At 74.9% G+C, this 21106-nt stretch carries 17 protein-coding genes; 9 read left to right on the forward strand and 8 right to left on the reverse strand.

Going from position 1 to position 21106, the window contains the following annotated elements; translation table 11 throughout:
* Positions 1 to 292: 292 nt before the first annotated feature.
* Entirely contained in the window at positions 293 to 1444 is a 1152-nt protein-coding gene (locus tag ACF1AG_RS20000) for a PLP-dependent cysteine synthase family protein (protein WP_359605261.1), read from the forward strand.
* On the opposite strand, the gene ACF1AG_RS20005 is transcribed toward ACF1AG_RS20000, so the two are convergent.
* A complete protein-coding gene (locus ACF1AG_RS20005; protein WP_391810123.1) occupies positions 1418 to 1888 on the reverse strand; it encodes an SRPBCC family protein in 471 nt (156 codons plus the stop codon). The genes ACF1AG_RS20000 and ACF1AG_RS20005 overlap by 27 nt on opposite strands.
* Positions 1889 to 1951: 63 nt before the next feature.
* Complete coding sequence (locus ACF1AG_RS20010; protein ID WP_391810124.1) at positions 1952 to 2803, reverse strand: DeoR/GlpR family DNA-binding transcription regulator; 852 nt, start codon at positions 2801 to 2803, stop codon at positions 1952 to 1954.
* A gap of 286 nt (positions 2804 to 3089) precedes the next feature.
* Here ACF1AG_RS20010 and ACF1AG_RS20015 point away from each other — a divergent pair, with 286 nt between their 5' ends.
* Positions 3090 to 5426, forward strand: coding sequence for a hypothetical protein (locus ACF1AG_RS20015; RefSeq protein WP_391810125.1), 2337 nt, complete (start codon positions 3090 to 3092; stop codon positions 5424 to 5426).
* Between the two features lie 10 nt (positions 5427 to 5436).
* Here ACF1AG_RS20015 and ACF1AG_RS20020 read toward each other — a convergent pair whose 3' ends face one another.
* From ACF1AG_RS20020 to ACF1AG_RS20035, 4 genes are all read right to left on the reverse strand, one after another.
* Positions 5437 to 7881: a right-handed parallel beta-helix repeat-containing protein gene (locus tag ACF1AG_RS20020; protein WP_391810126.1), complete on the reverse strand. Its 2445-nt coding sequence runs from the start codon at positions 7879 to 7881 to the stop codon at positions 5437 to 5439.
* A 124-nt stretch (positions 7882 to 8005) separates the two neighbouring features.
* A complete protein-coding gene (locus tag ACF1AG_RS20025; protein WP_359605271.1) occupies positions 8006 to 8617 on the reverse strand; it encodes a hypothetical protein in 612 nt (203 codons plus the stop codon).
* A gap of 95 nt (positions 8618 to 8712) precedes the next feature.
* Positions 8713 to 9540 carry an MOSC N-terminal beta barrel domain-containing protein gene (locus ACF1AG_RS20030; protein ID WP_359605273.1) on the reverse strand — a complete coding sequence of 276 codons (828 nt, stop codon included), beginning with the start codon at positions 9538 to 9540 and terminating at the stop codon, positions 8713 to 8715.
* Between the two features lie 60 nt (positions 9541 to 9600).
* Positions 9601 to 10038: a DUF6643 family protein gene (locus ACF1AG_RS20035; protein WP_033277684.1), complete on the reverse strand. Its 438-nt coding sequence runs from the start codon at positions 10036 to 10038 to the stop codon at positions 9601 to 9603.
* Positions 10039 to 10344: 306 nt separating this feature from the next.
* Between ACF1AG_RS20035 and ACF1AG_RS20040 the strand changes: the two genes are divergently transcribed.
* A complete protein-coding gene (locus tag ACF1AG_RS20040; protein WP_391810184.1) occupies positions 10345 to 11628 on the forward strand; it encodes a TerD family protein in 1284 nt (427 codons plus the stop codon).
* Between the two features lie 7 nt (positions 11629 to 11635).
* On the opposite strand, the gene ACF1AG_RS20045 is transcribed toward ACF1AG_RS20040, so the two are convergent.
* The gene (locus tag ACF1AG_RS20045; protein ID WP_391810127.1) at positions 11636 to 12829 is read right to left on the reverse strand and encodes a glycosyltransferase; all 1194 of its coding nucleotides are present in this window, start codon (positions 12827 to 12829) and stop codon (positions 11636 to 11638) included.
* A 39-nt stretch (positions 12830 to 12868) separates the two neighbouring features.
* Between ACF1AG_RS20045 and ACF1AG_RS20050 the strand changes: the two genes are divergently transcribed.
* Positions 12869 to 13663, forward strand: coding sequence for a glutamate racemase (locus ACF1AG_RS20050; RefSeq protein ID WP_387797244.1), 795 nt, complete (start codon positions 12869 to 12871; stop codon positions 13661 to 13663).
* 49 nt (positions 13664 to 13712) lie between these two features.
* Entirely contained in the window at positions 13713 to 14255 is a 543-nt protein-coding gene (locus ACF1AG_RS20055; RefSeq protein ID WP_359605279.1) for a hypothetical protein, read from the forward strand.
* 359 nt (positions 14256 to 14614) lie between these two features.
* On the opposite strand, the gene ACF1AG_RS20060 is transcribed toward ACF1AG_RS20055, so the two are convergent.
* Entirely contained in the window at positions 14615 to 15610 is a 996-nt protein-coding gene (locus tag ACF1AG_RS20060) for an O-antigen ligase family protein (protein WP_359605289.1), read from the reverse strand.
* Between the two features lie 313 nt (positions 15611 to 15923).
* Between ACF1AG_RS20060 and lnt the strand changes: the two genes are divergently transcribed.
* The 4 genes from lnt to ACF1AG_RS20080 all read left to right on the forward strand — a co-directional run bounded on the left by lnt (position 15924) and on the right by ACF1AG_RS20080 (position 21068).
* On the forward strand, positions 15924 to 17534 hold the full coding sequence (lnt, locus tag ACF1AG_RS20065) for an apolipoprotein N-acyltransferase (protein WP_391810128.1): 1611 nt from the start codon (positions 15924 to 15926) through the stop codon (positions 17532 to 17534).
* A gap of 105 nt (positions 17535 to 17639) precedes the next feature.
* Positions 17640 to 18140: an NUDIX domain-containing protein gene (locus ACF1AG_RS20070; protein WP_359605283.1), complete on the forward strand. Its 501-nt coding sequence runs from the start codon at positions 17640 to 17642 to the stop codon at positions 18138 to 18140.
* Between the two features lie 55 nt (positions 18141 to 18195).
* Positions 18196 to 18996: a 3-hydroxybutyrate dehydrogenase gene (locus tag ACF1AG_RS20075; RefSeq protein ID WP_359744753.1), complete on the forward strand. Its 801-nt coding sequence runs from the start codon at positions 18196 to 18198 to the stop codon at positions 18994 to 18996.
* An 89-nt stretch (positions 18997 to 19085) separates the two neighbouring features.
* Positions 19086 to 21068, forward strand: coding sequence for a helix-turn-helix domain-containing protein (locus tag ACF1AG_RS20080; RefSeq protein WP_391810129.1), 1983 nt, complete (start codon positions 19086 to 19088; stop codon positions 21066 to 21068).
* The last annotated feature ends 38 nt before the right edge of the window (positions 21069 to 21106 follow it).

Here is a 21106-nt window from a genome sequence, read left to right on the forward strand (position 1 = left end):
CCGGACCGCGCTGCGCGGGCCGGTCCCCACTCCAGAACAAAGTGTGCCCCTGCTCCCGCCGGTGCAGTCTGCCCGCACGCGCCGCCGAGCACCAGAGCCCGCGCCCCCGCCGGCCGGAGTGCGGGGGCACTCGCGCCAGTGCGCCCCCGCCCGCGCGCCCCCATCGCCCCAGCCCTGCCTTTCAGGCCACCAAAGATGTGTTTATGCAGGTGAGCGGTGGTGCGAACGGTGCTTATGATCGGTGTGCCGACCGCGCTGGACGCCGTCGGCGCTCAGTGTAAGGAGCCCAGTCGTGAGCACTCCCCAACAGACCCCGACCGGCGCCACTCCCGACGTCGACCGCAGCGACCCCGCCTACCGCGCCTGGCTGAAAGAGGCCGTGCGCCGGGTGCAGGCCGACGCCAACCGCTCTGCCGACACGCATCTGCTGCTCTTCCCGCTGCCCGAGCGGTGGGGCATCGACCTCTACCTGAAGGACGAGTCGACCCACCCCACCGGCAGCCTCAAGCACCGGCTGGCCCGCTCGCTGTTCCTGTACGGACTGTGCAACGGCTGGATCCGGCCGGGCCGTCCGGTGATCGAGGCGTCCAGCGGCTCGACCGCCGTGTCCGAGGCGTACTTCGCGAAGCTGATCGGCGTGCCCTTCATCGCCGTCATGCCGCGTACGACGAGCGCCGAGAAGTGCCGCCTGATCGAGTTCCACGGCGGACGGTGCCACTTCGTGGACGACCCCCGCACCATGTACGAGGCGTCCGCAGCCCTGGCGGCGGAGACCGGCGGCCACTACATGGACCAGTTCACCTACGCGGAGCGGGCCACGGACTGGCGCGGCAACAACAACATCGCCGAGTCGATCTTCCGCCAGCTGCGGATGGAGCGGTTCCCGCAGCCGGAGTGGATCGTCGCCACCGCCGGCACCGGCGGCACCTCCGCGACCCTCGCCCGCTACGTGCACTACATGCAGTACGACACCCGCATCTGTGTCGCCGACCCGGAGAACTCCTGCTTCTTCCAGGGCTGGACGACCGGCGACCCGGACGTGTCCTGCGACAGCGCCTCCCGCATCGAGGGCATCGGACGCCCCCGGATGGAGCCGAGTTTCGTGCCCGGCGCCGTCGACCGGATGATGAAGGTGCCCGACGCGGCCGCCGTCGCCGCCGTGCGGGCGCTGGAGCGGGTCATCGGCCGCAAGGCGGGCGGCTCCACCGGCACCGGACTGTGGAGCGCGCTGAAGATCGTCGCGGAGATGGTCGCGGAGGGCAGACGGGGCAGCGTGGTCACGCTGCTGTGCGACCCGGGCGACCGTTACCTGGACAAGTACTACTCGGACGCCTGGCTGGCCGAACAGGGCCTGGACGTGACGCCGTACGCGGAGGTCGTCGACTCCCTGCTGAGCACGGGCGTATGGCCCGAGGCGTCACCCCGAGAGCCGGCGGTCCAGTGAGGTCATGGCGTCACGGAAGCCCGCGGCGAGACCCGGGCGGGCCGCCCTCATCGCCAGCCGGAACGGCGTGACGCCGTCCACCGCCATCGTCCAGCGCACCCGGGTGCCCGACCCGGCCGGCTTCAGCCGCCACTCCTCGGCCATCGCCCGGGCGCCCGGCACATTGGTGACGTCGACGCGGTACGCGTACACCTCGGGCTCCTCGGCCACGAGGATCGTCTCCCGGAACCGGGCCGCGCCCGCGAGCCGGATCTCCCGGCCCGCGCCGCCGTCCAGCGGACGGGCCAGGGTGACCACGCGGAACCACGCCGTCCAGCCGGTGACGTCCCGCGCCAGCGCGTCGAACACCGCCGGGGGAGCGGCCGAGATCTCCCGCTCGAAGGCAAGGCGCACGGGGGCGACCGAGGCGAACTCCCGCCCCACGGGGCGCAGACGGTGGGCCATGGACTCAACTCCCTGAGAGGTCACGCTGCTTGAGGCGCCCGGACGGCACGGGGAGCGGCACGGTCAGGCGTCTGCGGCCTGCGCCGGCTCGTCCTCGGACTCCTCGGACTCGCCGGCCACCACCAGCCGCCGCAGATGCTCGGACACCTCCGCGCGGGCCTCGGCGGACAGCCCGGAGTCCGTCACCAGGGTGTCCACCTGCTCCAGCGAGGCGAACGAACTCAGGCCGACGGTGCCCCACTTGGTGTGGTCGGCGACCACGATCACCCGACGGGCCGACTGCACCAGCCGCCGATTGGTCTCCGCCTCCGCCAGGTTCGGCGTCGACAGTCCCGCCTCCACCGATATCCCGTGCACGCCGAGGAACAGCAGGTCGAAGTGGAGCGCCGCGATCGCCTGATCGGCCACCGGGCCCACCAGCGAGTCGGACGGCGTGCGCACCCCGCCGGTCAGGACGACCGTGGCCGCCCCCTGCCGACTGCCCGAGGAGCGCTGCGCCGCGTGGAAGACGTCCGCCACCCGCACCGAGTTGGTGACCACGGTGAGGTCGGGGACGTCGGTCAGCCGGTGCGCCAGCGCGAACGTCGTGGTGCCGCCGGACAGCGCGATCGCAGCGCCCGGGGGGACCAGCTCGGCCGCCGTGCGCGCGATGTCCTCCTTGGCGGTCAGCTCCAGGCCGGACTTGGCCTCGAAGCCGGGCTCGTGCGTACTGGCCTCGACCACCGGAACCGCACCGCCGTGCACCTTCTCCAGAACGCCCTGCCGGGCCAGCGCGTCGAGGTCGCGGCGGACCGTCATGTCCGACACGCCGAGCCTGCGGGTCAGCTCGTTGACCCGGACCCCGCCCCGCCGCCGGACCTCGTCGAGGATCAGGGTGCGCCGCTGCTCGGCGAGCAGATTCTGATTCTCGCTCACGTACGCTCCGGTCCTTTCGCCGCACAGCCGTCCGACACACTCCCGCGCGTCCACGGCCTCGGGCGGCATTTCCCGGGCACCGGTGCGCGGACGTCCCATCCTCCCATGCCGGACCCCGGGCGGCGCCACCGGCCGCTCGTCGCGTACATGGCGGTTCCTGGCGCCCGTGGGGTGCGTGCGCGTCACACGGATCGGGGAGATTGAGTGACGAGGCACGCACACGGTCCGGGGGCGGAGGATGCTCCGCACGGACGGATCCGACGGGGCGTCAGGGGGAGACCGCGCGATGGAGAACACGCACCGGCACGGACCGGCCGAGGACGGCGGAGCACCGGCGGGCGAGGGGCCCGCCGGGTCCCGGGCCGCGCTGGAGCTCCTGGTCCACGGGGTGGGCGGCACCACCCCGCAGGAGATGCTCGACGATCCGCGCACGGTCCGGGTCACCGGCGACGACGTCGCCGCCGTGTTCCGCCGCGCCGACGACGCCGACGCCGAACGGGACCCCGGCGCCGGCCGCGACGGGCCCGTCCCCGAGGCGTACGTCTGGTGCAACCTCACCTCCGGCAACGGAACCCGCGCCCTGTGGCTGCTGCTCCTGCCGTTCATGGTGGTCAACCTCGCCCACTGGATGCGCCCCAGCGCCCACGGCCGCCGCCGCACGGTCCGGCTGTACGGGCTGCTGGTGCGGCTGACCGGCCTCAGCCTCACGGTGTTGCTCGTCGCCGCCGCCTGCGAGGTCGCCCTCGACCTCACCGCCTGGCAGTGCGCGGGCACCCCCGCCTGCGCCGGCCGGCACTCCTGGCTCGGCTTCCTGTCGCCGGGCGAGGGCTGGTGGGGCGCGCCCGGCCGCCGGCTCGCCCTGGCCGCCCTGGTGCCCGCCGCCCTCACCGGACTGCTGTGGTTCCTCTCCCTGCGCACCTGGAGCGCCTACGAGTCGCAGCAGCCGCTCGGCGGCTCCGAGACCGAGGAGGACACCGGCCCGGCCGCCCTGAGCCGCCCCGGCTTCTGGTACGGCCGCCGCCTGGGCGCCCGGCTGCGCGCCGCCCACACCGCCGCCGCGCTGCTGACGGTCGCCGCGGCCGTGGGCTCCGCCGCCGCACGGTACGACCGTGAACCGGGCGGCTCCGCCGTCCTCGCCGTCCTGGGCCTGCTGCTGGAAACCTCCCTGGCCGTCGGGGCGGGCGCGGTGGTGTGGGTGGTCTGCCGCCGCGGCCGCAGCGAACGCCGCCTCGACGACGACGCCGACCGCCGGCTGGTGCGCGGGCTGCCGCTCGCCGCCCTCGCCCTGCTCGCCCTCAGCGCCCTCTACGCCGGCTGGGAGCGGCCCGGCTGGGCGTCGGCGGACCGGCTGCCCGGCAACCTCACCTTCGGCGCCCTCACCTTCGCGCAGGGCCTGCTGGTGATCGTCCTCGCCTGCGTCGCCCACGCCCTGCACCGCACCGACCCCGACCGGCGCGCCGCGCTGCGCGGACTGGCCGGACCCGCGGTCGCCATGCTCGCCTGCGCGCTCGGCGGTGTGATGTCCGGCGGGGTCTCGCAGCGGGTGTCCGACTGGCTGGACGGCACCCGCGCCTCCATCCCGGGGCCGCCGGTCCTGCTCACCTGGCAGGCGTCCGTCATCCCCCCGCTCCTCCTGCTGCTCCTCGTCATGTGCTGCTGGCTCGCCCGCCGCGCCTGGCACCTCGCCCGGTCCGAACACGCCGCCGTCAAGGAGGAGTACGCCGGAGAGGCGGACGACCCCGGCCGTACTCGGCGGATCGCCTCCGTACGCGCCATGGCCGCACTCACCGACCGGGGGCCGCGCATCCTCGCCGTCACGTCCGTAGCCACCCTCCTGCTGGGTGCCGGGGCCCTCGTCGGGGCTACCGCCACCGGTGAGACCCCTGGCACGGCGGCGCGCGGCGCCCACCCCGTCCTGCACGGCGCCGCACAGACGGCGCAGGCCCTCGGCTCCTGGCTGATCGGCCTCGGCTTCGTCCTCCTCGTCACCTGGGGCCGCCGCGCCTACAAGGACGCCTCCGCCCGCCGCACCATAGGAATCCTGTGGGACGTCGGCACCTTCTGGCCGCGCGCCGCGCACCCCTTCGCGCCGCCCTGCTACGCCGAGCGCGCGGTGCCCGACCTGACCTGGCGCATCGCCACCTGGACCGGCGCCACCGGAGGACGGCTGGTGCTCTCCGGACACTCCCAGGGCAGCGTGCTCGCCGCCGCCGCGGCCTGGCAGCTCCCGCCGTCGTCCCGCAGACGCGTCGCCCTGCTCACCTACGGCTCCCCGCTGGAGCGGCTGTACGGCCGCTGGTTCCCCGCCCACTTCGGCCCGGAGGCGCTGGACGCGCTGCACCGGGACGTCGTCTGCTGGAGCAACCTCTACCGGCGCACCGACCCCATCGGCGGTCCCGTGCGACTGCCCGGCGACGGCGGCCCCGACGTGGACCGCCCGCCGCTGAAGGACCCGCTCGCCTACGGCCGCACCCCGGAACACCCGCTGCCCGCGCCGATCCTGGGCCACTCCGACTACCGGGCCGACCCGGCGTTCGCGGAGGAACGCCGGCGCCTGCTCGCCCGGCTGCGGCCGGAGGTGCCCGCGCCCCGCAGCACCGGGAGGCCCGGCCCGGCGGCCTGACGGCCCGCGCTCAGTGCAGCGCGGGCAGGTCCTCCGCGTACAGCAGCGTCAGGTCGTCGGTGGTGGGCTCGTCGAGCTGGGCGACCCGGCTCGCGTGCCTCTCCACCATCGCCTCGAACGTCTGCCGCGCCGTGCGCCCGTTGCCGAACGCGGGTCCCTTGGGGATGTCGGTGAAGTACTTCAGCAGCGCCTCCGCGGCGCCCGGGGCCAGCCGGTACTCGTGCTCCTCGGCCTGCTGCTCCACGATGCGCAGAAGCTCCTCCGGACCGTAGTCGCCGAACGTGATGGTGCGCGAGAAGCGGGACGCCACACCGGGGTTGACCGACAGGAAGCGCTCCATCTCGGCCGTGTAGCCGGCCACGATGACCACCACCGCGTCCCGCTGGTCCTCCATCAGCTTCACCAGCGTGTCGATGGCCTCCTTGCCGAAGTCACGGCCCGCGTCCTCCGGCGACAGCGCGTACGCCTCGTCGATGAACAGCACCCCGCCGCGCGCCTTCTCGAAAGCCTCCTGGGTGCGGATCGCCGTCGAGCCGATGTGCTCGCCGACCAGGTCCACTCTGGACACCTCGACCAGGTGGCCCTGCTCCAGCACTCCCAGCGAGGCGAGGATCTCGCCGTACAGGCGCGCCACGGTGGTCTTGCCGGTGCCGGGGGAGCCGGTGAACACCAGGTGCCGCTTGACGGACGCGGCCTTCAGCCCGGCCTGCTGCCGGCGCCGGCCCACCTCGATCATGTCGGTGAGGGCCCGTACCTCGCGCTTGACGCTCTCCAGGCCGACCAGGGCGTCGAGTTCGCCGAGGACGTCCTTGGAGGTGCGCGTCCCGCGCCGCGGTTCCGGCACGGCGGCGGGAGCGGGTGGGGCGGGGGCGCCGGCGGGGGAGGGGACCGTGCCCAGCAGGCCCGTGGTGCGGCCGGTGGTCTGCAGCGCCGGTTCGGGCGCGGGCGGTTCGGCGCGGAGGCTGCCGGACTCGTCGCTGGTGCAGTCCTCGACGACCGGGCCGCCCGAGCCGGACGCGCCGTCGGCGCCCTCGGCGAACTCGTAACCCCCGCGCGCACAGCGCTCCGTGCGGCACTTGCGCAGCGTCGTACGGCTGCCGTCGATGACGTGGAAGCCGTAGCCGCCGCTGCCGGTGACCCGGCAGTGCTCGAAGGTGCCGCGGCCGCCCGCGGACACGTACACGCCCGCCTCGGAGGGGGAGTCGACCGTGCAGCGCTGGACGGCCGGGTCTGCGCCCTTGGTGACGATGACGCCGGTCTGGGTGCCGTCCAGGGTGCAGTTGCTGAGGGTGCCGCCGCTGCCGTGGTCGCGGAACCAGGCGCCCGTGGCCGCCTCCCGGATGCGGCAGTCGTCGAGCTGGGCGGTCGCGCCGTCGCTCACCGACACCGCCGTGTTCCGCACCTGGGAGAGGTCGCTGTCGACGACGTCCGCGCGCGAGCCGCGGTCCAGCACGAACAGCGCGTCCGGCACGTCGTGCACCCGGCAGGAGTCCAGGACGGCGGTCGCGCCGTCGCTCACCCACACCGCCGGGTAGTCGCCGGTGCTGTCGAAGATCTCGCACTGGTTGGCGTCCACCCGCGTGCCCGGGTCCCACACCGACAGGCCGTTGCGGCCGAACTGACGCACCGTGGTGCGGGTCAGGGTGAGCACCGAGCGGGAGCGCAGGTCGACCGCGTTCTCCGGGATGTCGTGGATGCGGCAGTCGGACAGCGTCAGCACGGCGTCCGTGTCGAGCGTGACACCGTCCCCGGTGGTGCGGTGCACATCGCAGTCGGTGAGGTGGGCGGTGGCCCGGCCGGTCACCTGCACCCCGCTGCCGCGCACCTCGTACACCTCGCAGCCGACGGCCTCCAGCGCCGAGTTCTCCCCGGTGGCGGTCAGGCCGGAGCCGGAGGCGTGGTGCACCTTGCAGCGCTCCAGCCGGGGGTGGCCCCCGCCGCGCACGGCGACGCCCGCCTGTCCGGCGGCGACGACCTCGCACTCCTCGAACACCCCGCCCCCGCCGTCGACCACGGCGATGCCGGCGCCCGCAGGGTTGTCGACCGTGCAGCGGCGCACCGTTGGCCGGGCGGCGCCGCGCACCTCGATGCCCGCCGCGGACCGGCTGACCACGCGGATGTCCCGCAGTTCGGGGGTGCCCTCCTCCACGAGCACGGCGGGGGCGGTCGCGTCCTGTCCCTCCACGTGCAGGTCCTGCAACACCGCGGAGGCACGCACGGTGAGCGGCACCCCGTCCGGCGGCGCGATGCGCACCGAGCCGGGTGACCCTTCGGGCCCGCGCAGGGTCACCGCCCGCCGCACGACGAGGTTCTCCCGGTAGGTGCCGGGAGCGACGGTGAGCACGTCGCCCTCGCCCGCGGCCTCCAGGGCGGCGGCGAGCGATGGGTACTCACCCGTGCGGCGGCGCCACCTCGATGTGCCGGTGTGCGTCACCTGGACCGTGCCCTGTGCCATGGTGTTGCCGTGCCCCCACCTCGTCGTACCTGTGGACCGTTCCCGCCCGGGTCGCTGCCGATCGGTTCGGCCGGACCACCGTAGCGTGCGCGGGGGCGGCGAGTTGACCAGAGGCGGAACGCCGTCAGCTGTCGGCGCCCGCCCTGCCCCAGTCCGGGCCCACGCGGTCCCACTCCCGGTCCCAGCGGGCGTACCGGCCGCGGAGCATCCGCCGCAGCACTGTGCGCCGGCCGCCCTCGAACAGTCCGGCGGCCAGCAGCGCGGCCCCCGCGCCCGCGAGCACCGCGTGCACCGTCGCGGCGCCCGGTTCCATCGGGCGCGCGACCCGGTCCCCGCGTCCGTCGGTCCATATGCGGAACGTGTCGCCCGGCCGGGGGTCCGGCAGGCGTGCCTGCACGGCCTCCCGACGCCCGGATCCGTCCGGGGCGGTCCAGCGGGCCAGGACGCGGGAACTCGGGTCCCCGCCCAGCAGTTCCGGGTCCGTGGTCGCCGGGGCCGGGGCCAGCTCGCGCACCACCGTGGCCGTGACCTGGTGGCGGGACTGCTGCTGGGCGTTGACCGACCGCTGCAGCGAGGCGTGCGCGGCGCTTGCGGTCAGGATGCCGATCAGCGGCGCGGCGAGCGTGACCAGCAGGAGCGCGGTGAGCGCGAGCCAGGCCTCCGCGAGGTCGGTGACGCGGCGCAGCGGGTTGCGCCGCCAGCGCCAGAGTCCGCTGACCGCCCGCACGGCACGCACCCCCTCCCCGGTTCCCACACCGAGCCGTCACGCTGCCCAACGCGCCGGAGCGGGCGCGGGTTCCCGCGTCGCGCGGCCGTGCGTCCGAGCGCCCGTCAGGCCATGACCTCCAGCGGGTCGCCGACGCGGAGGGTGCCGGGGGAGAGGGGCACCAGGTTCACGCCGAAGAGGAGGCGGCCGCCGACGGACCGGTGTCGGCCCAGGGTGTGCAGCGGTTCGCGTCCGCGCCGGGCGGTGTCCTGGTCGGTGGTGGTGACCACGCACCGTCCGCTCGGCTTGGGGACCCGGAACGTCATCCCGCCGATGGTGACGCGCGTCCAGCCGTCCTCCGCCCACGGCTCCGTCCCCTCGATCACCACGTTGGGCCGGAACCGGCTCATCGGCAGCGGGCCCTCGTGTGCGTGCTCGCCCTGCGCGACCAGGGAGTTGAGCCGGTCCAGGGAGGCGGTCGTGGTGAGCAGCAGCGGGTATCCGTCGGCGAACGTGACCGTCTCACCGGGCAGCGCGTACGCGGGGTCGACCGGCCGCCGTACGGCCGGGTCGTCGAGGTGCACGAGCCGCACCGGTGTGTCCAGGAAGTCGCTGCACCACTCGTGCACGGCCGGGTCCTCGGCGGGGACGACCTCCACCTTGTCGCCGAAGACGTCCGCCGGGACGGTCGCGCCCCGCGCAGGCACGGGCACGGTGACCGGGTCGCGGCCGGGCGCGGACAGCACGACGCCGCCGCCGGGCAGCGGCTCGGCGGCGGCGAGGGCCAGGCGCGGGTGGCGGCGCTGCGTGACGACCTTTCCCCCGTCGTCGATCAGCGTCCAGCGCCGGTCACCGGCCGGACCCCAGCGCTCCACGACGACCTCCCGGAGCGGCAGGCTCCGGAAGGCCTTGACCGGATGAACGTGGATCGAGCGCACACGAGCGTTCCCCATGGGCCCATCGTGCCATCACCGGACGACGGCACCGGGCCCTTTCGGCGCGGCTCGGCCCGCTCAGTACCCCCGGTACTGCTGGTTGTTGTAGGGGTCCTGGTACGGCGCGGGCGCCGGGCGCGGGGCGGCCGCGGGGCGCATCGCCTCGTACCCTGCGGGCTGCGGCTGGCGCGGCGGCTGCGGCTGGGGGCCGGGGTAGCCGCGCGGCGCGGTGGCCTGCTGCGGGATGTACGCCGTGTGCGCCTGCTGGAGCGGGGCGGGCTGCGGCGTGGCGGGCTGGGGATAGCCGTAGGACGGCTGGGACGGTGCCGCCGGAAGGGCCGGCAACGCCGAGGGAAGCGCGGGCAGGTGACTGGCCGGCGCCTCGTACGCGGCGGGGACCCGGATCGGGGCGATCTGCGGGGTGCCCCGCTCGGCCACGAGCGAGTCGTAGATCGGAGTGTCCGGGAAGGCAGCGGAGGAGTATCCGCCGCCATACATGGAGCGGGGGGAGGTCATGGCACATAAGTTAAGCCCACGATGTGCTGGTTGGGGAGACCGATAAGAGGGTTGTTTTCCGCGCCCTGGGTGACTGGCGATCCCCAATACGAGCGAACTTACGGAAAACGGGCGTACTGTCGCGCAGATTTCGTGTAAAGGCCGAGTTCCGAGGCTGTTACCGGCGGTCGCAGGTGGGTCGGCGGGTGGTTCGCGCCCGCGGGCGTGGGCGCCCCGCTAGCGGGGGATTAGGTTGGGCGGACGCACACCGAGGGACGCCGGGGCTCGCCCGGCGCGGCGACCTGTGATGGGGGCTGGGACATGTCCATGCCGAAGGGATCGAACACACCGGTGCCGGCCACGGCACTGCGGGTCGACGTGGGCTGGCGCTCAGGCCCCGGCGTGCCCGACGCGGACGCCTCGGCGCTGCTGCTGACCGGAGGCAAGGTCCGCTCCGACGCCGACTTCGTCTTCTACAACCAGCCCGCCCACGCCTCCGGCGCGGTACGCCACGAGGGCAAGCGGCAGGACGGGGGCCGGGTCACCGACACCCTGCTCGTCGACCTCACGCGCGTGGAGCCCGGCATCGAGACCGTCATCCTGGCCGCGTCCAGCGACGGCGGCACCTTCGGCCGGGTCCCGGACCTCTCCATCGAGGTGAAGGACGCCGCGAACGGCACCGTGGCCGCACGCTTCGACAGCACCGGCGCCACCACCGAGACCGCCTTCGTGCTCGGCGAGTTCTACCGCCGCCAGGGCGCCTGGAAGTTCCGCGCCGTCGGACAGGGCTACAGCAGCGGGCTCGAAGGCCTCGCCACCGACTACGGCATCACCGTGGACGAACCGCAGCACGCCGCACCACCCGCCGCGCCCGCGGCACCCGTGGCGCCCCCGGCCCCGGCCGCCCCGCCGGTCGCGCCTCCGGTCACCGTCCCGCAGCCGCCGCCCCCGCCCGCCGCACCCCCGGCACCCGTCCGGCTCACCAAGGTGACGCTCACCAAGGCGGCGCCCTCCGTGTCGCTGACCAAGCAGGGCGGCACCTCGGGCTCCCTGCACGTCAACCTCAACTGGGAGGTCCGCAAGCAGTTCTCCGGCTGGGCCGCCAAGCTGGGCCGCCCGGTCGCCATGCACGCCGACCTCGACCTCGACCTGTGCGCCCTGTGGGAGCTCACCGACGGCAGGAAGGGCGTCGTCCAGGCCCTGGGCAACGCCTTCGGCTCGCTGCACCAGCCGCCGTTCGTCCACCTCGACGGCGACGACCGCACCGGCGCGTCCTCGAGCGGTGAGAACCTCACCGTCAACCTCGACCACAAGCACCAGTTCCGGCGCATCCTCGTCTTCGTCACCATCTACGAAGGCGCCCGTTCCTTCGCCGACCTGCACGCCACGGTCACCCTCCGCCCGCAGCACGGCGCGCCCATCGACTTCTCCCTCGACGAGTGCACCGTCCCCTCCACGGTGTGCGCGCTCGCCCTCATCACCAACAACGGCGGCGACCTGGTCGTCCAGCGCGAGGCCCGCTACCTGGTCCCGGAGCGCGGTGTCAGCCCGCAGCGCACCGTCGACCACGCCTACGGCTGGGGCATGAACTGGACGCCCGGCCGCAAGTGACGGCCGGTCAGGCCTCGTCGGCGGCGGTCGCCGGACGGGCGTAGGTGCGGCCCTTCCAGGCGGCACCACGCCCGCGGTGGTGCTGCACCGCCGAGTCCACCGTCATCAGCAGATAGAGGAACGCGGTCACCGGCAGCAGCGGCGCGAGCCACAGCGGCTGCCGGAAGTACCGCACCATCGGGACGTACGTCCCCGTCATCACCAGCCACGCCGCCGCACCCAGCAGCGCGCACGGCACGCTCCCCGCCGCCGCCCCCACGGCCACCGCGGCCGGCGGCACCAGATACACCAGCACCAGACCGGCGACGGTCCCCGCCAGCAGCAGCGGGTTGTGCCGCAGCTGCGCGTACGCGCTCCGCGACACCATGCGCCACAGATCGCGCAGCCGCGGATAGGGGCGCACGCTGTCCACGCCGTCAGCGAGCCCCAGCCACACGCGCCCTCCGCTGCGCTTGACCGCGCGGGCCACGGCCACGTCGTCGATCACGGCGTGCCGCACGGCGTCCGGGATCCGCGCCCGCGCGGCGGCGTCGGGGCGCAGCAGCACACACCCGCCCGCCGCGGCGGCCGTCCGCGAACCCGGCCGGGCGATCCTGCGGAACGGGTAGAGCTGCGCGAAGAAGTACACGAACGCCGGCACGACCAGCCGCTCCCACAGGCTCTCCACCCGCAGCCGCGCCATCTGCGACACGAGGTCGAAACCACCGGTCCCGGCCGCTGTCACCAGCCGCCGCAGACTGTCCGGGGCGTGCGCGATGTCGGCGTCCGTCAGCAGCAGGTACTCGGGGTCCCGGGCGCGTGCCAGCTCCATGCCGCGCTGCACCGCCCACAGCTTGCCGGTCCACCCGGACGGCGGTTCGCCGGGCGTCACCACGGTGAGCTCGAGCCCGCCCAGCCGCCGCGCCAGCTCCCGGGCCAGGTCCCCGGTGCCGTCCGTGCTGCCGTCGTCGACCAGGAAGATCTCCGCCCGGCCCGGGTAGTCCTGGGCGAGCAGCGACGGCAGGCTCGCCGGCAGCACGGCCGCCTCGTCCCGCGCGGGCACCACCACGCACACGTCCGGCCACCCGTCCGGATCGCGCGACGCCGGAAGCCGTACGTCCGTGCGCCAGAACCACCCCTGGAACAGCAACAGCCACAGCCAGGCGGCGAGGGACACGGCGGCACTCCACACGACGGCGCTCACGTGCGCAGTCTGCCCCACGGCACGGCCCCGCAGCGGCTCATCGTCTATCGTGGCCGGGTGAAGATCGCGCTCATGGACTCCGGAATCGGACTGCTGGCGGCCACCGCCGCGGTACGGCGACTGCGCCCCGACGCCGATCTGGTGCTCTCCCTCGACCCCGACGGCATGCCCTGGGGACCGAGGACGCCCGTCGACCTCACCCGGCGTGCCCTGGCCGTCGCCGAGGCGGCCGCCGTGCACCGGCCCGACGCCCTGATCGTCGGCTGCAACACCGCCACCGTGCACGCCCTGACCGCCCTGCGCGGTCGCCACGAACCCGACCTGCCGGTCGTCGGCACCGTCCCCGCCATCAAGCCGGCCGCGGCCGGCGGCGGCCCGCTCGCCATCTGGGCCACCCCCGCCACCACGGGCAGCCCCTACCAGAGCGACCTGATCAAGCGGTTCGCCGCGGGTGTCACCGTCACCGAGGTGCCCTGCTGGGGTCTTGCCGAGGCCGTGGAGCGCGCGGACGACACGGCGATCGACGAGGCCGTCGCCGCGGCCGCCGCGCTCACCCCGGACGACGTGACCACCGTCGTCCTCGGCTGCACCCACTACGAGCTGGTCGCCGACCGCATCCGGGCCGCCGTGCCCAGTCCCGGACCGCAGCCGCTCGCCCTGCACGGCTCGGCCGGCGCGGTGGCCGCCCAGGCCCTTCGGCGGCTCGGCGAGCAGCCCGCCCCCGACGCCCCCGCCACCGGCACGCTCACCGTGCTGCTCAGCGGACGCCCCGGCGCGCTGCCCGACGCCGCCCTCACCTACCCGGAGGGCGGACTGCTCCAGGAGACCGTCCCCGCCCGGACGGCTCAGTAACGCCCCGCGAGGCCGTACCCCCGGAGCGGATCCTGAGTAACCTCGAGGCATGAGGGACCACCGCTCCGGCGAGCACGGCCCGTACTCCGAGGTCTGGACCGGTCGCGCCACCGCCCGCTTCCAGTGGCTGCTGGCGCTGATCGGCGCCGCCTGCATGGCGCTCGGCATCGCCCTGGCCGTGGACTCCGCATGGACGTCCGGGGTCGCGCCGCTCGCCATGGCCGTCGTCGGCTGCATCGCGGCCGGACTCCTGGTGCTCTTCGGCACCCTCGCCTTCGTGCACGTCGCGCTGCGGGTCGACGAAGACCATCTCGAGGTGCGCTGCGGCCACATCGGCGTCCCGCGCCGCCGTATCCCGCTGTCCCACGTCACCGGCGCCGACTTCGCCCCGCACGTCACGCCCCGCCACTGGGGCGGCTGGGGCTACCGCTGGCGCCCCGAGAAGGGCACGGCGGTCGTCGTCCGCCGCGGCGAGGGCGTGGTCCTCCGTCTCGCCGACGGCCACACCTTCACGGTGACGGTGGACGACGCGGAGGCGGCGGTCCGCGTCATCCGCGACCGGCTACGGCTGAGGAGGCCGGACAAGGTGTGAGCGGCCGCGCTTCCGGGCAACGGCGCCCCGTCACCAGGTCGAGCGGGAGCCGCCCACGGGCTGTGGGACGCGGCGCCGATCGTCCTACGCGCGTCCCGGGCGCCTCGCAGCAGCGGGGGCCGGCCACCGGAAGGCAGCCAAGACGGTGCCAGGGAAGAGACCGGCCGTCAGTCACCGGCCGTCAGTCAATGGCGCGGCACGTTCACGTGGCGGCACCGTGGCCGCCGACCGGGGCAGGGCGGCCTTCGGGGACGTGGCCCCTCTGTCCCGGCTCCCGGCTGCCGTGAACGGGGCCGACGGCCGTGGAGCACGGGGCCGCCGGCCGTCGTGCCGCTCGTGAGGTGGTCACGAGCGGCCCCTCACCGCACGGCCCCTCCCCGTACCTCCCCCGCCCGGCGGGCCGTGTCCAGGGCGAAGGGGCGGGACGTGGCGAGGCCCGCGAGGTAGCCCGTGCCGACCGCCACCGCCGTGAAGCTGAGCGCGTTGCCCACCGTGGCGACGGCCGCCAGCGCGGTCAGGGCGGTGCCCGCCGTCAGCACCACGGGCGTCGGGCGCGGGCTGCGCCACAGGGCGTACAGCAGCCAGCCGAACGCCGCCGTCAGCAGCAGTACCCCGACCACGCCTTGCTCCGCCGCGAGCTGGAGCGGAGCGGAGTGCGGCTTGCCGTCGGACAGCGGCGACCCGAGGGACGCGGCGCTCAGCTCGCCGAAGCGTCCCGGCCCGACGCCCAGGCCCGCGTGCGTGCGCGCCAGGTGGAGCGCGTCGTGCCACAACGCCACCCGGTGCGGGGTGAGCCGCCCCTCCAGCGACGCGGCGAACCCTTCCGGCACCGCGCTCCCGGCGACGGCCCAGGTCAGCCCGGCCGCCCCGGCGGTGATCACGCCCAGCCCGGCGAGGGCGGCACCTCGGCGCCGTGTTCGGCCCGCTGCCAGCGAGACCGCCAGCAGCACCACCGCGGCCACACACCCCGTGACCGAACCCAGCACCGCCGCCGTCACCGCGATGCCCGCCGCGAGCAGCCGCATCGCCGACCGGACAACCGGCCCGGACGCCGCCCAGGCCGCGCAGGAGGCGGCCCCCGCCGACAGGACCACCATGGCGGTCGTCGCCCCGGCGTGTCCGAGCGGTGCGGTGATCTGCGGGCCCGGCGCCAGATGGGGGACCCACGCCGTGAGCCCGATCCCGGCCAGCGCGCCCGCGCAAGGCGCGGCCACCGGCAGCAGCGCCCCGCCGATGCGGCCCGCCGCGTACCCCGCGGCCACGGCCAGCACCGCGAGCAGCATCCCCTCCGGACGGCCGTCACGGGCCGCCGCTGTGATCACGGGCCAGGCCGCACACGCGCCCAGCACCACCACACCCGCCGCGTCCGGCCCCGTCCGTCTCTCGCCGTCCGTGTCGGCGGACGCCCTGTCCGTCGTACCTGAACCCACCCCGCACCCCGCCCACGTCGTGCCCCCGTCCCCTGTGACGGTCCCCGCCCGCGGACCCCCCGTCGGGCCGCGCGGACAAGGCACCGGCACACGGTAACGGCTGGTCGCCCGTTTGGGGACGCCTGGTGACGACTCGCGGGGAAACGGTGACGGACGCCGGAACCGCGCACCGTTCCGCCTCCCCGTCGCCCTCCGGCCGTGCTGTCCGGCCCCAGGTCACGCGCCGTAGACTCCCCGGGTGACCGTCACAGCAACCTCCGTCGGCGCGTCGGACCCCATGCCGCCGCGGACCACGCCCTCGGCCTGGCAGAAGTGGCGCGCGCGCCTCCTCCCGGCCGGCGCCGCCGCGTTTGCGGGCCTCCTCCTCTACGTCAGCTTCCCGCCGCGCACCCTGTGGTGGCTGGCCCTGCCCGCCTTCGCCGTCCTCGGATGGTTGCTGCGCGGCCGGAGCTGGAAGGCGGGCCTGGGCCTCGGCTATCTCTTCGGCCTCGGCTTCCTGCTGCCCCTGCTGGTGTGGACCGGCGTGGAGGTCGGCCCCGGCCCGTGGCTCGCGCTGGTGGTGATCGAGGCGGTGTACGTCGCTCTGGTCGGCGCGGGGATCACCGTGGTGTCGCGGCTGCCCGGATGGCCGCTGTGGGCGGCGGCGCTGTGGATCGCCGGCGAGGCGGCACGCGCGCGCGTGCCCTTCAGCGGCTTCCCCTGGGGCAAGATCGCGTTCGGTCAGGCGGACGGCGTGTTCCTGCCGCTCGCCGCGCTCGGCGGCACCCCGGTGCTCGGGTTCGCCGTGGTGCTGTGCGGCTTCGGTCTGTACGAGGTGGTGCGGCTCTCCGTGCGGGCGCGGCGCACCGGAGGCCTGCACAAGGCCGCCGCGGTCGTCGGCGTGCTGAGCGTCGCCGTGCCGCTGGCCGGGGCGTTCGCGGCGCGCACCCTCGTCAGTGACAAGGCCGAGGACGGCACGGTCACCGTCGCGGTGATCCAGGGCAACGTGCCCCGTCTCGGCCTCGACTTCAACTCCCAGCGCCGGGCCGTCCTCGACCACCACGCGCGCGAGACGGAGCGGCTGGCCGCCGAGGTCGCCGCGGGCCGCACCGAGCGGCCGGACATCGTGCTGTGGCCGGAGAACTCCTCCGACATCGACCCCTTCGCCAACGACGACGCGCGCGAGATCGTCGACCGCGCCGCGAAGGCCGTCGGCGCGCCGATCTCGGTCGGCGCCGTCGTCTCCCGGGACGGGAAGCTGCTCAACGAGCAGATCCTCTGGGACCCGGTGAAGGGCCCCGTGGACATCTACGACAAGCGGCAGATCCAGCCGTTCGGCGAGTACCTCCCGCTGCGCTCCCTGGTCGGCGCGATCAACGGGGAGTGGACCTCGATGGTCCGCCGGGACTTCAGCCGCGGCTCCGAGCCGGGCGTGTTCGACCGGGACGGCGCCGCCGTCGGCCTGGTCACCTGCTACGAGGCCGCCTTCGACTGGGCCGTGCGCGACACCGTCACCGACGGCGCGAAGATGATCTCCGTGCCCAGCAACAACGCGACCTTCGGCCGCAGCGAGATGACCTACCAGCAGCTCGCCATGTCCCGGGTCCGCGCCGTCGAGCACAGCCGCGCGGTCACCGTGCCGGTCACCAGCGGCGTCAGCGCCGTCATCATGCCGGACGGGCGGATCACGCAGAGGACCGGCATGTTCGTCGCCGACCACCTGGTGCAGGAGGTGCCGCTGCGCACCTCGCAGACCCCCGCCACCCGCCTCGGCACCCTCCCGGAGGGCCTCCTCGTCCTCCTCGCCGCGGGCGGACTCGGCTGGGGCGTGGCCACCGCGGCACGCGCCCGGCGGACCGGCGAGCAGTAAGGGCCGGCGGACCGGCGAGCAGTATCGGCCGGCGGACCGGCGAACAGCGCGGGAACGCCCCCGACGTGCCCGGATGCGCCCTCGGGCGCCGGTTAGGGTCGGGGCATGGCTACTCCTGACTTCATCCGCACCCTGCGCGCCTCGGCCGGCCATCAGCTGCTGTGGCTGCCCGGCGTCACGGCCCTCGTCTTCGACGACGAGGGCCGCGTGCTGCTCAACCGCCGGGCGGACACCCGCAAGTGGTCGGTGATCGGCGGCATCCCCGACCCGGGGGAGCAGCCCGCGGCCTGCGCCGTGCGGGAGGTCGAGGAGGAGACCGCCGTACGCTGCGCGGTGGAGCGGGTGGTGCTGGTGCAGGCCCTGCAGCCGGTGACGTACGGCAACGGCGACACCTGCCAGTACATGGACATCACCTTCCGCTGCCGCGCCCTCGGCGGCGAGGCGCGGGTGAACGACGACGAGTCCCTGGACGTCGCCTGGTTCGCGGTGGACGCGCTGCCCGAGCTGAACGACTTCGCGAGCTTCCGCATCAAGCAGGCCCTCGCCGACGCACCCACGTGGTTCGAGCCCGCACCCACATGGCTTGACCCCACTGGAGAACGCTGAACTGTGGGGCGCGACCACATGGGGCGTCCGGGGCGTGCTGCCTAGGGTCGACCCCATGACCGCGCCCAGTGCCCTCCCGGCTCCCCACGACACCCTCCTCGACCTCGGCGGCCGTACCGCGCTCGTCACCGGCGCCGCAGGCGGCATCGGCCGCGCCTGCGCGCTGCGCCTCGCGGCCGCCGGCGCCAAGGTCAGAGCCGTCGACCGGGACGCCGAAGGGCTGGAGGCGCTCGTCGCGGCGGCCGCGGACCTCGGCGGCGCCGTCGAACCGCTCGTCCTGGACCTCACCGACCTGGACGCCGCCGAGGCCGCCGCCGCCGGGACGGACGTCCTGGTCAACAACGCGGGACTCCAGCTGGTGCGGCCCATCGAGGAGTTCCCGCCGGACGTTTTCCACACGGTCCTCACCGTGATGCTGGAGGCTCCTTTCCGTCTCATCCGGGGCGCCCTGCCCCACATGTACGGGCAGGGCTGGGGCCGCGTCGTCAACATCTCCTCCGTGCACGGGCTGCGCGCCTCCGCCTACAAGTCCGCGTACGTGGCCGCCAAGCACGGCCTGGAAGGGCTGTCCAAGACCACCGCCCTGGAGGGCGCGTCCCACGGAGTCACCTCCAACTGTGTGAACCCCGGCTATGTGCGTACCGCACTGGTCGAGAAGCAGATCACCGACCAGGCCCGCGCCCACGGCATCCCCGAGGAACGTGTCGTGGCCGAGGTGCTGCTCCAGGACAGCGCGCTCAAGCGTCTGATCGAACCGGAGGAGGTCGCCCAGGCCGTCGCCTACCTGTGCGGCCCGCAGGCGTCCTTCGTCACCGGCACCTCACTGGTCCTGGACGGCGGCTGGACCGCGCACTAGACCTGACACCGACCGCGTGCCGGCCGTCGGCCGGCGGAGTTTTCCACAGGGCTGACGGGGCGGCCGCCGGATGAGGAATCCTGAGCCCCATGCCCCGCGATCACCTGCAGTCCGCCGAACGGTCCGCCGCCGCGGGCCGGACCCGCCCAGACGCCGGCCGGCCCGCAGCCGACGGCGCGGAGGCGCCGTTCCTGGAGCTGCTCGCCCGCGGCGCCCCCGCCGAGGCCTACGAGCAGCCGGTGCTGCTCGCCCGCGCCGAGGGCCGCCCCGCCGAGCGGGTCGCGGCCCTGGAGCGGGCCAAGCTCCTCGCCCTGCGCGTGCGGTCCGAGATCGAGGGGCGCCGCCGCAGGGAGGCCGAGCTGTCCGCCCTGTTCGAGACCGCCCACGACCTCGCCGGGCTGCGCGACCTGGACGCCGTGCTGCGGGCGATCGTGCAGCGTGCCCGCTCCCTGCTCGGCACGGACGTCGCCTACCTCAGCCTCAACGACCCGGAGCGGCGCGACACCTACATGCGGGTCACCGAGGGCTCGGTGGCGGCCCGCTTCCAGCAACTGCGCCTCGGCATGGGCGAGGGACTCGGCGGCCTCGTCGCCCAGACCGCCCGGCCGTACGTCACGGACGACTACTTCCGCGACGACCGCTTCCAGCACACCCACTCCATCGACAGCGGGGTGCGCGACGAGGGACTCGTCGCTATCGTCGGCGTGCCCCTGACGCTCGGGGACCACGTCATCGGGGTGCTGTTCGCCGCCGACCGCCGCTCCCGGGTGTTCGAGCGGGAGCAGATCGCCCTGCTCGGCTCCTTCGCGGCGCTCGCCGCGGCCGCCATCGACACGGCCAACCTGCTCGCCGAGACCCGCGAGGCCCTCAGCGGCCTGGAGCGGGCCAACGAGATCATCCAGGACCGCAGCGCCGTCATCGAGCGCGCCTCCGACGTCCACGACCGGCTCGCCGAGCTGGTCCTGCGCGGCGGCGGGGTGCACGACGTGGCCGCCGCCGTCTCCGAGGTGCTGGACGGCACCGTCCAGTTCACCGAGGCGCCGGCGGCACCCGCCTCCGCCCTGGAGTCCTCCCGCGCCGAGGGCCACGCCGTGCGGCACGGGGACGACTGGATCGCCGCCGTCGCCGCCGGGGACGAACTGCTCGGCGCGCTCGTGCTGCGCGGCCATCCGGGCCTCGACCCGGTCGACCAGCGCACCTTGGAGCGCGCCGCCATGGTCACCTCGCTGCTGCTGCTGGCCCGGCGCTCCGCCGCCGAGGCCGAGCAGCGCGTCCGCGGCGAGCTGCTCGACGACCTGCTCGACGCCCGCGACGGGGACCCCCGCCTGCTGCGGGACCGGGCCACCCGGCTGCGCGCAGACCTCGACGCCACACACGCCGTGCTCGCCGCCCGCCTGGAGAGCGCCACCGCCGACGCGGACCAGGAGGCCGACGCCCGCAGACGCCTGTGGGCGGCCGCCTCCCACCTCGCCGCGACCCGGCAAGGCCTCGCCGCCGCCCGCGACGGCGGCACGGTGCTGCTGCTGCCGCTCGGCCCCGGCGACACCGCCACCGACCTGGCCCGCCGCACCGCCCGCGAGCTGGGCACCGCCGTGCACGAACCGGTCACGGTCGGCGCGTCCGCCCCGGTCGGCCGCCTCCTCGCCCGCCCGGACACGGTCGCCTCGGCGTACGCGGAGGCCCGGCGCTGCCTCGACACCCTGCGGCTGCTCGGCCGCGCGGGCGACGGCTCCGCCGCCGAGGACTTCGGGTTCCTCGGGCTGCTGCTCGCGGGGGAGCGGGACATCGCCGGCTTCGTCGACCGCACCATCGGGAAGGTCGTGGCGTACGACGAGCGGCGCGGCACGGAGCTGCTGCGCACGCTGGACGCCTACTTCGCGTGCGGGATGAGCCCGGCCCGCACCAAGGACGAACTGCACGTCCACGTCAACACCGTGGCGCAGCGCCTCGACCGCGTCGGCCGGCTGCTCGGCGACGACTGGCAGAGCCCGCAGCGCGCCCTGGAGATACAGCTGGCGCTGCGCCTGCACCGCCTGTCCGGCATCACGCAGCCGCCGCCCGCACAGCACTGACCCCCGCGCCGCCGGGGCAGACACGGGGGCCGGGGCGT

The sequence above is a fragment of the Streptomyces sp. NPDC014764 genome (assembly GCF_043082785.1).
GTDB classification, from domain to species: Bacteria; Actinomycetota; Actinomycetes; order Streptomycetales; family Streptomycetaceae; genus Streptomyces; species Streptomyces althioticus.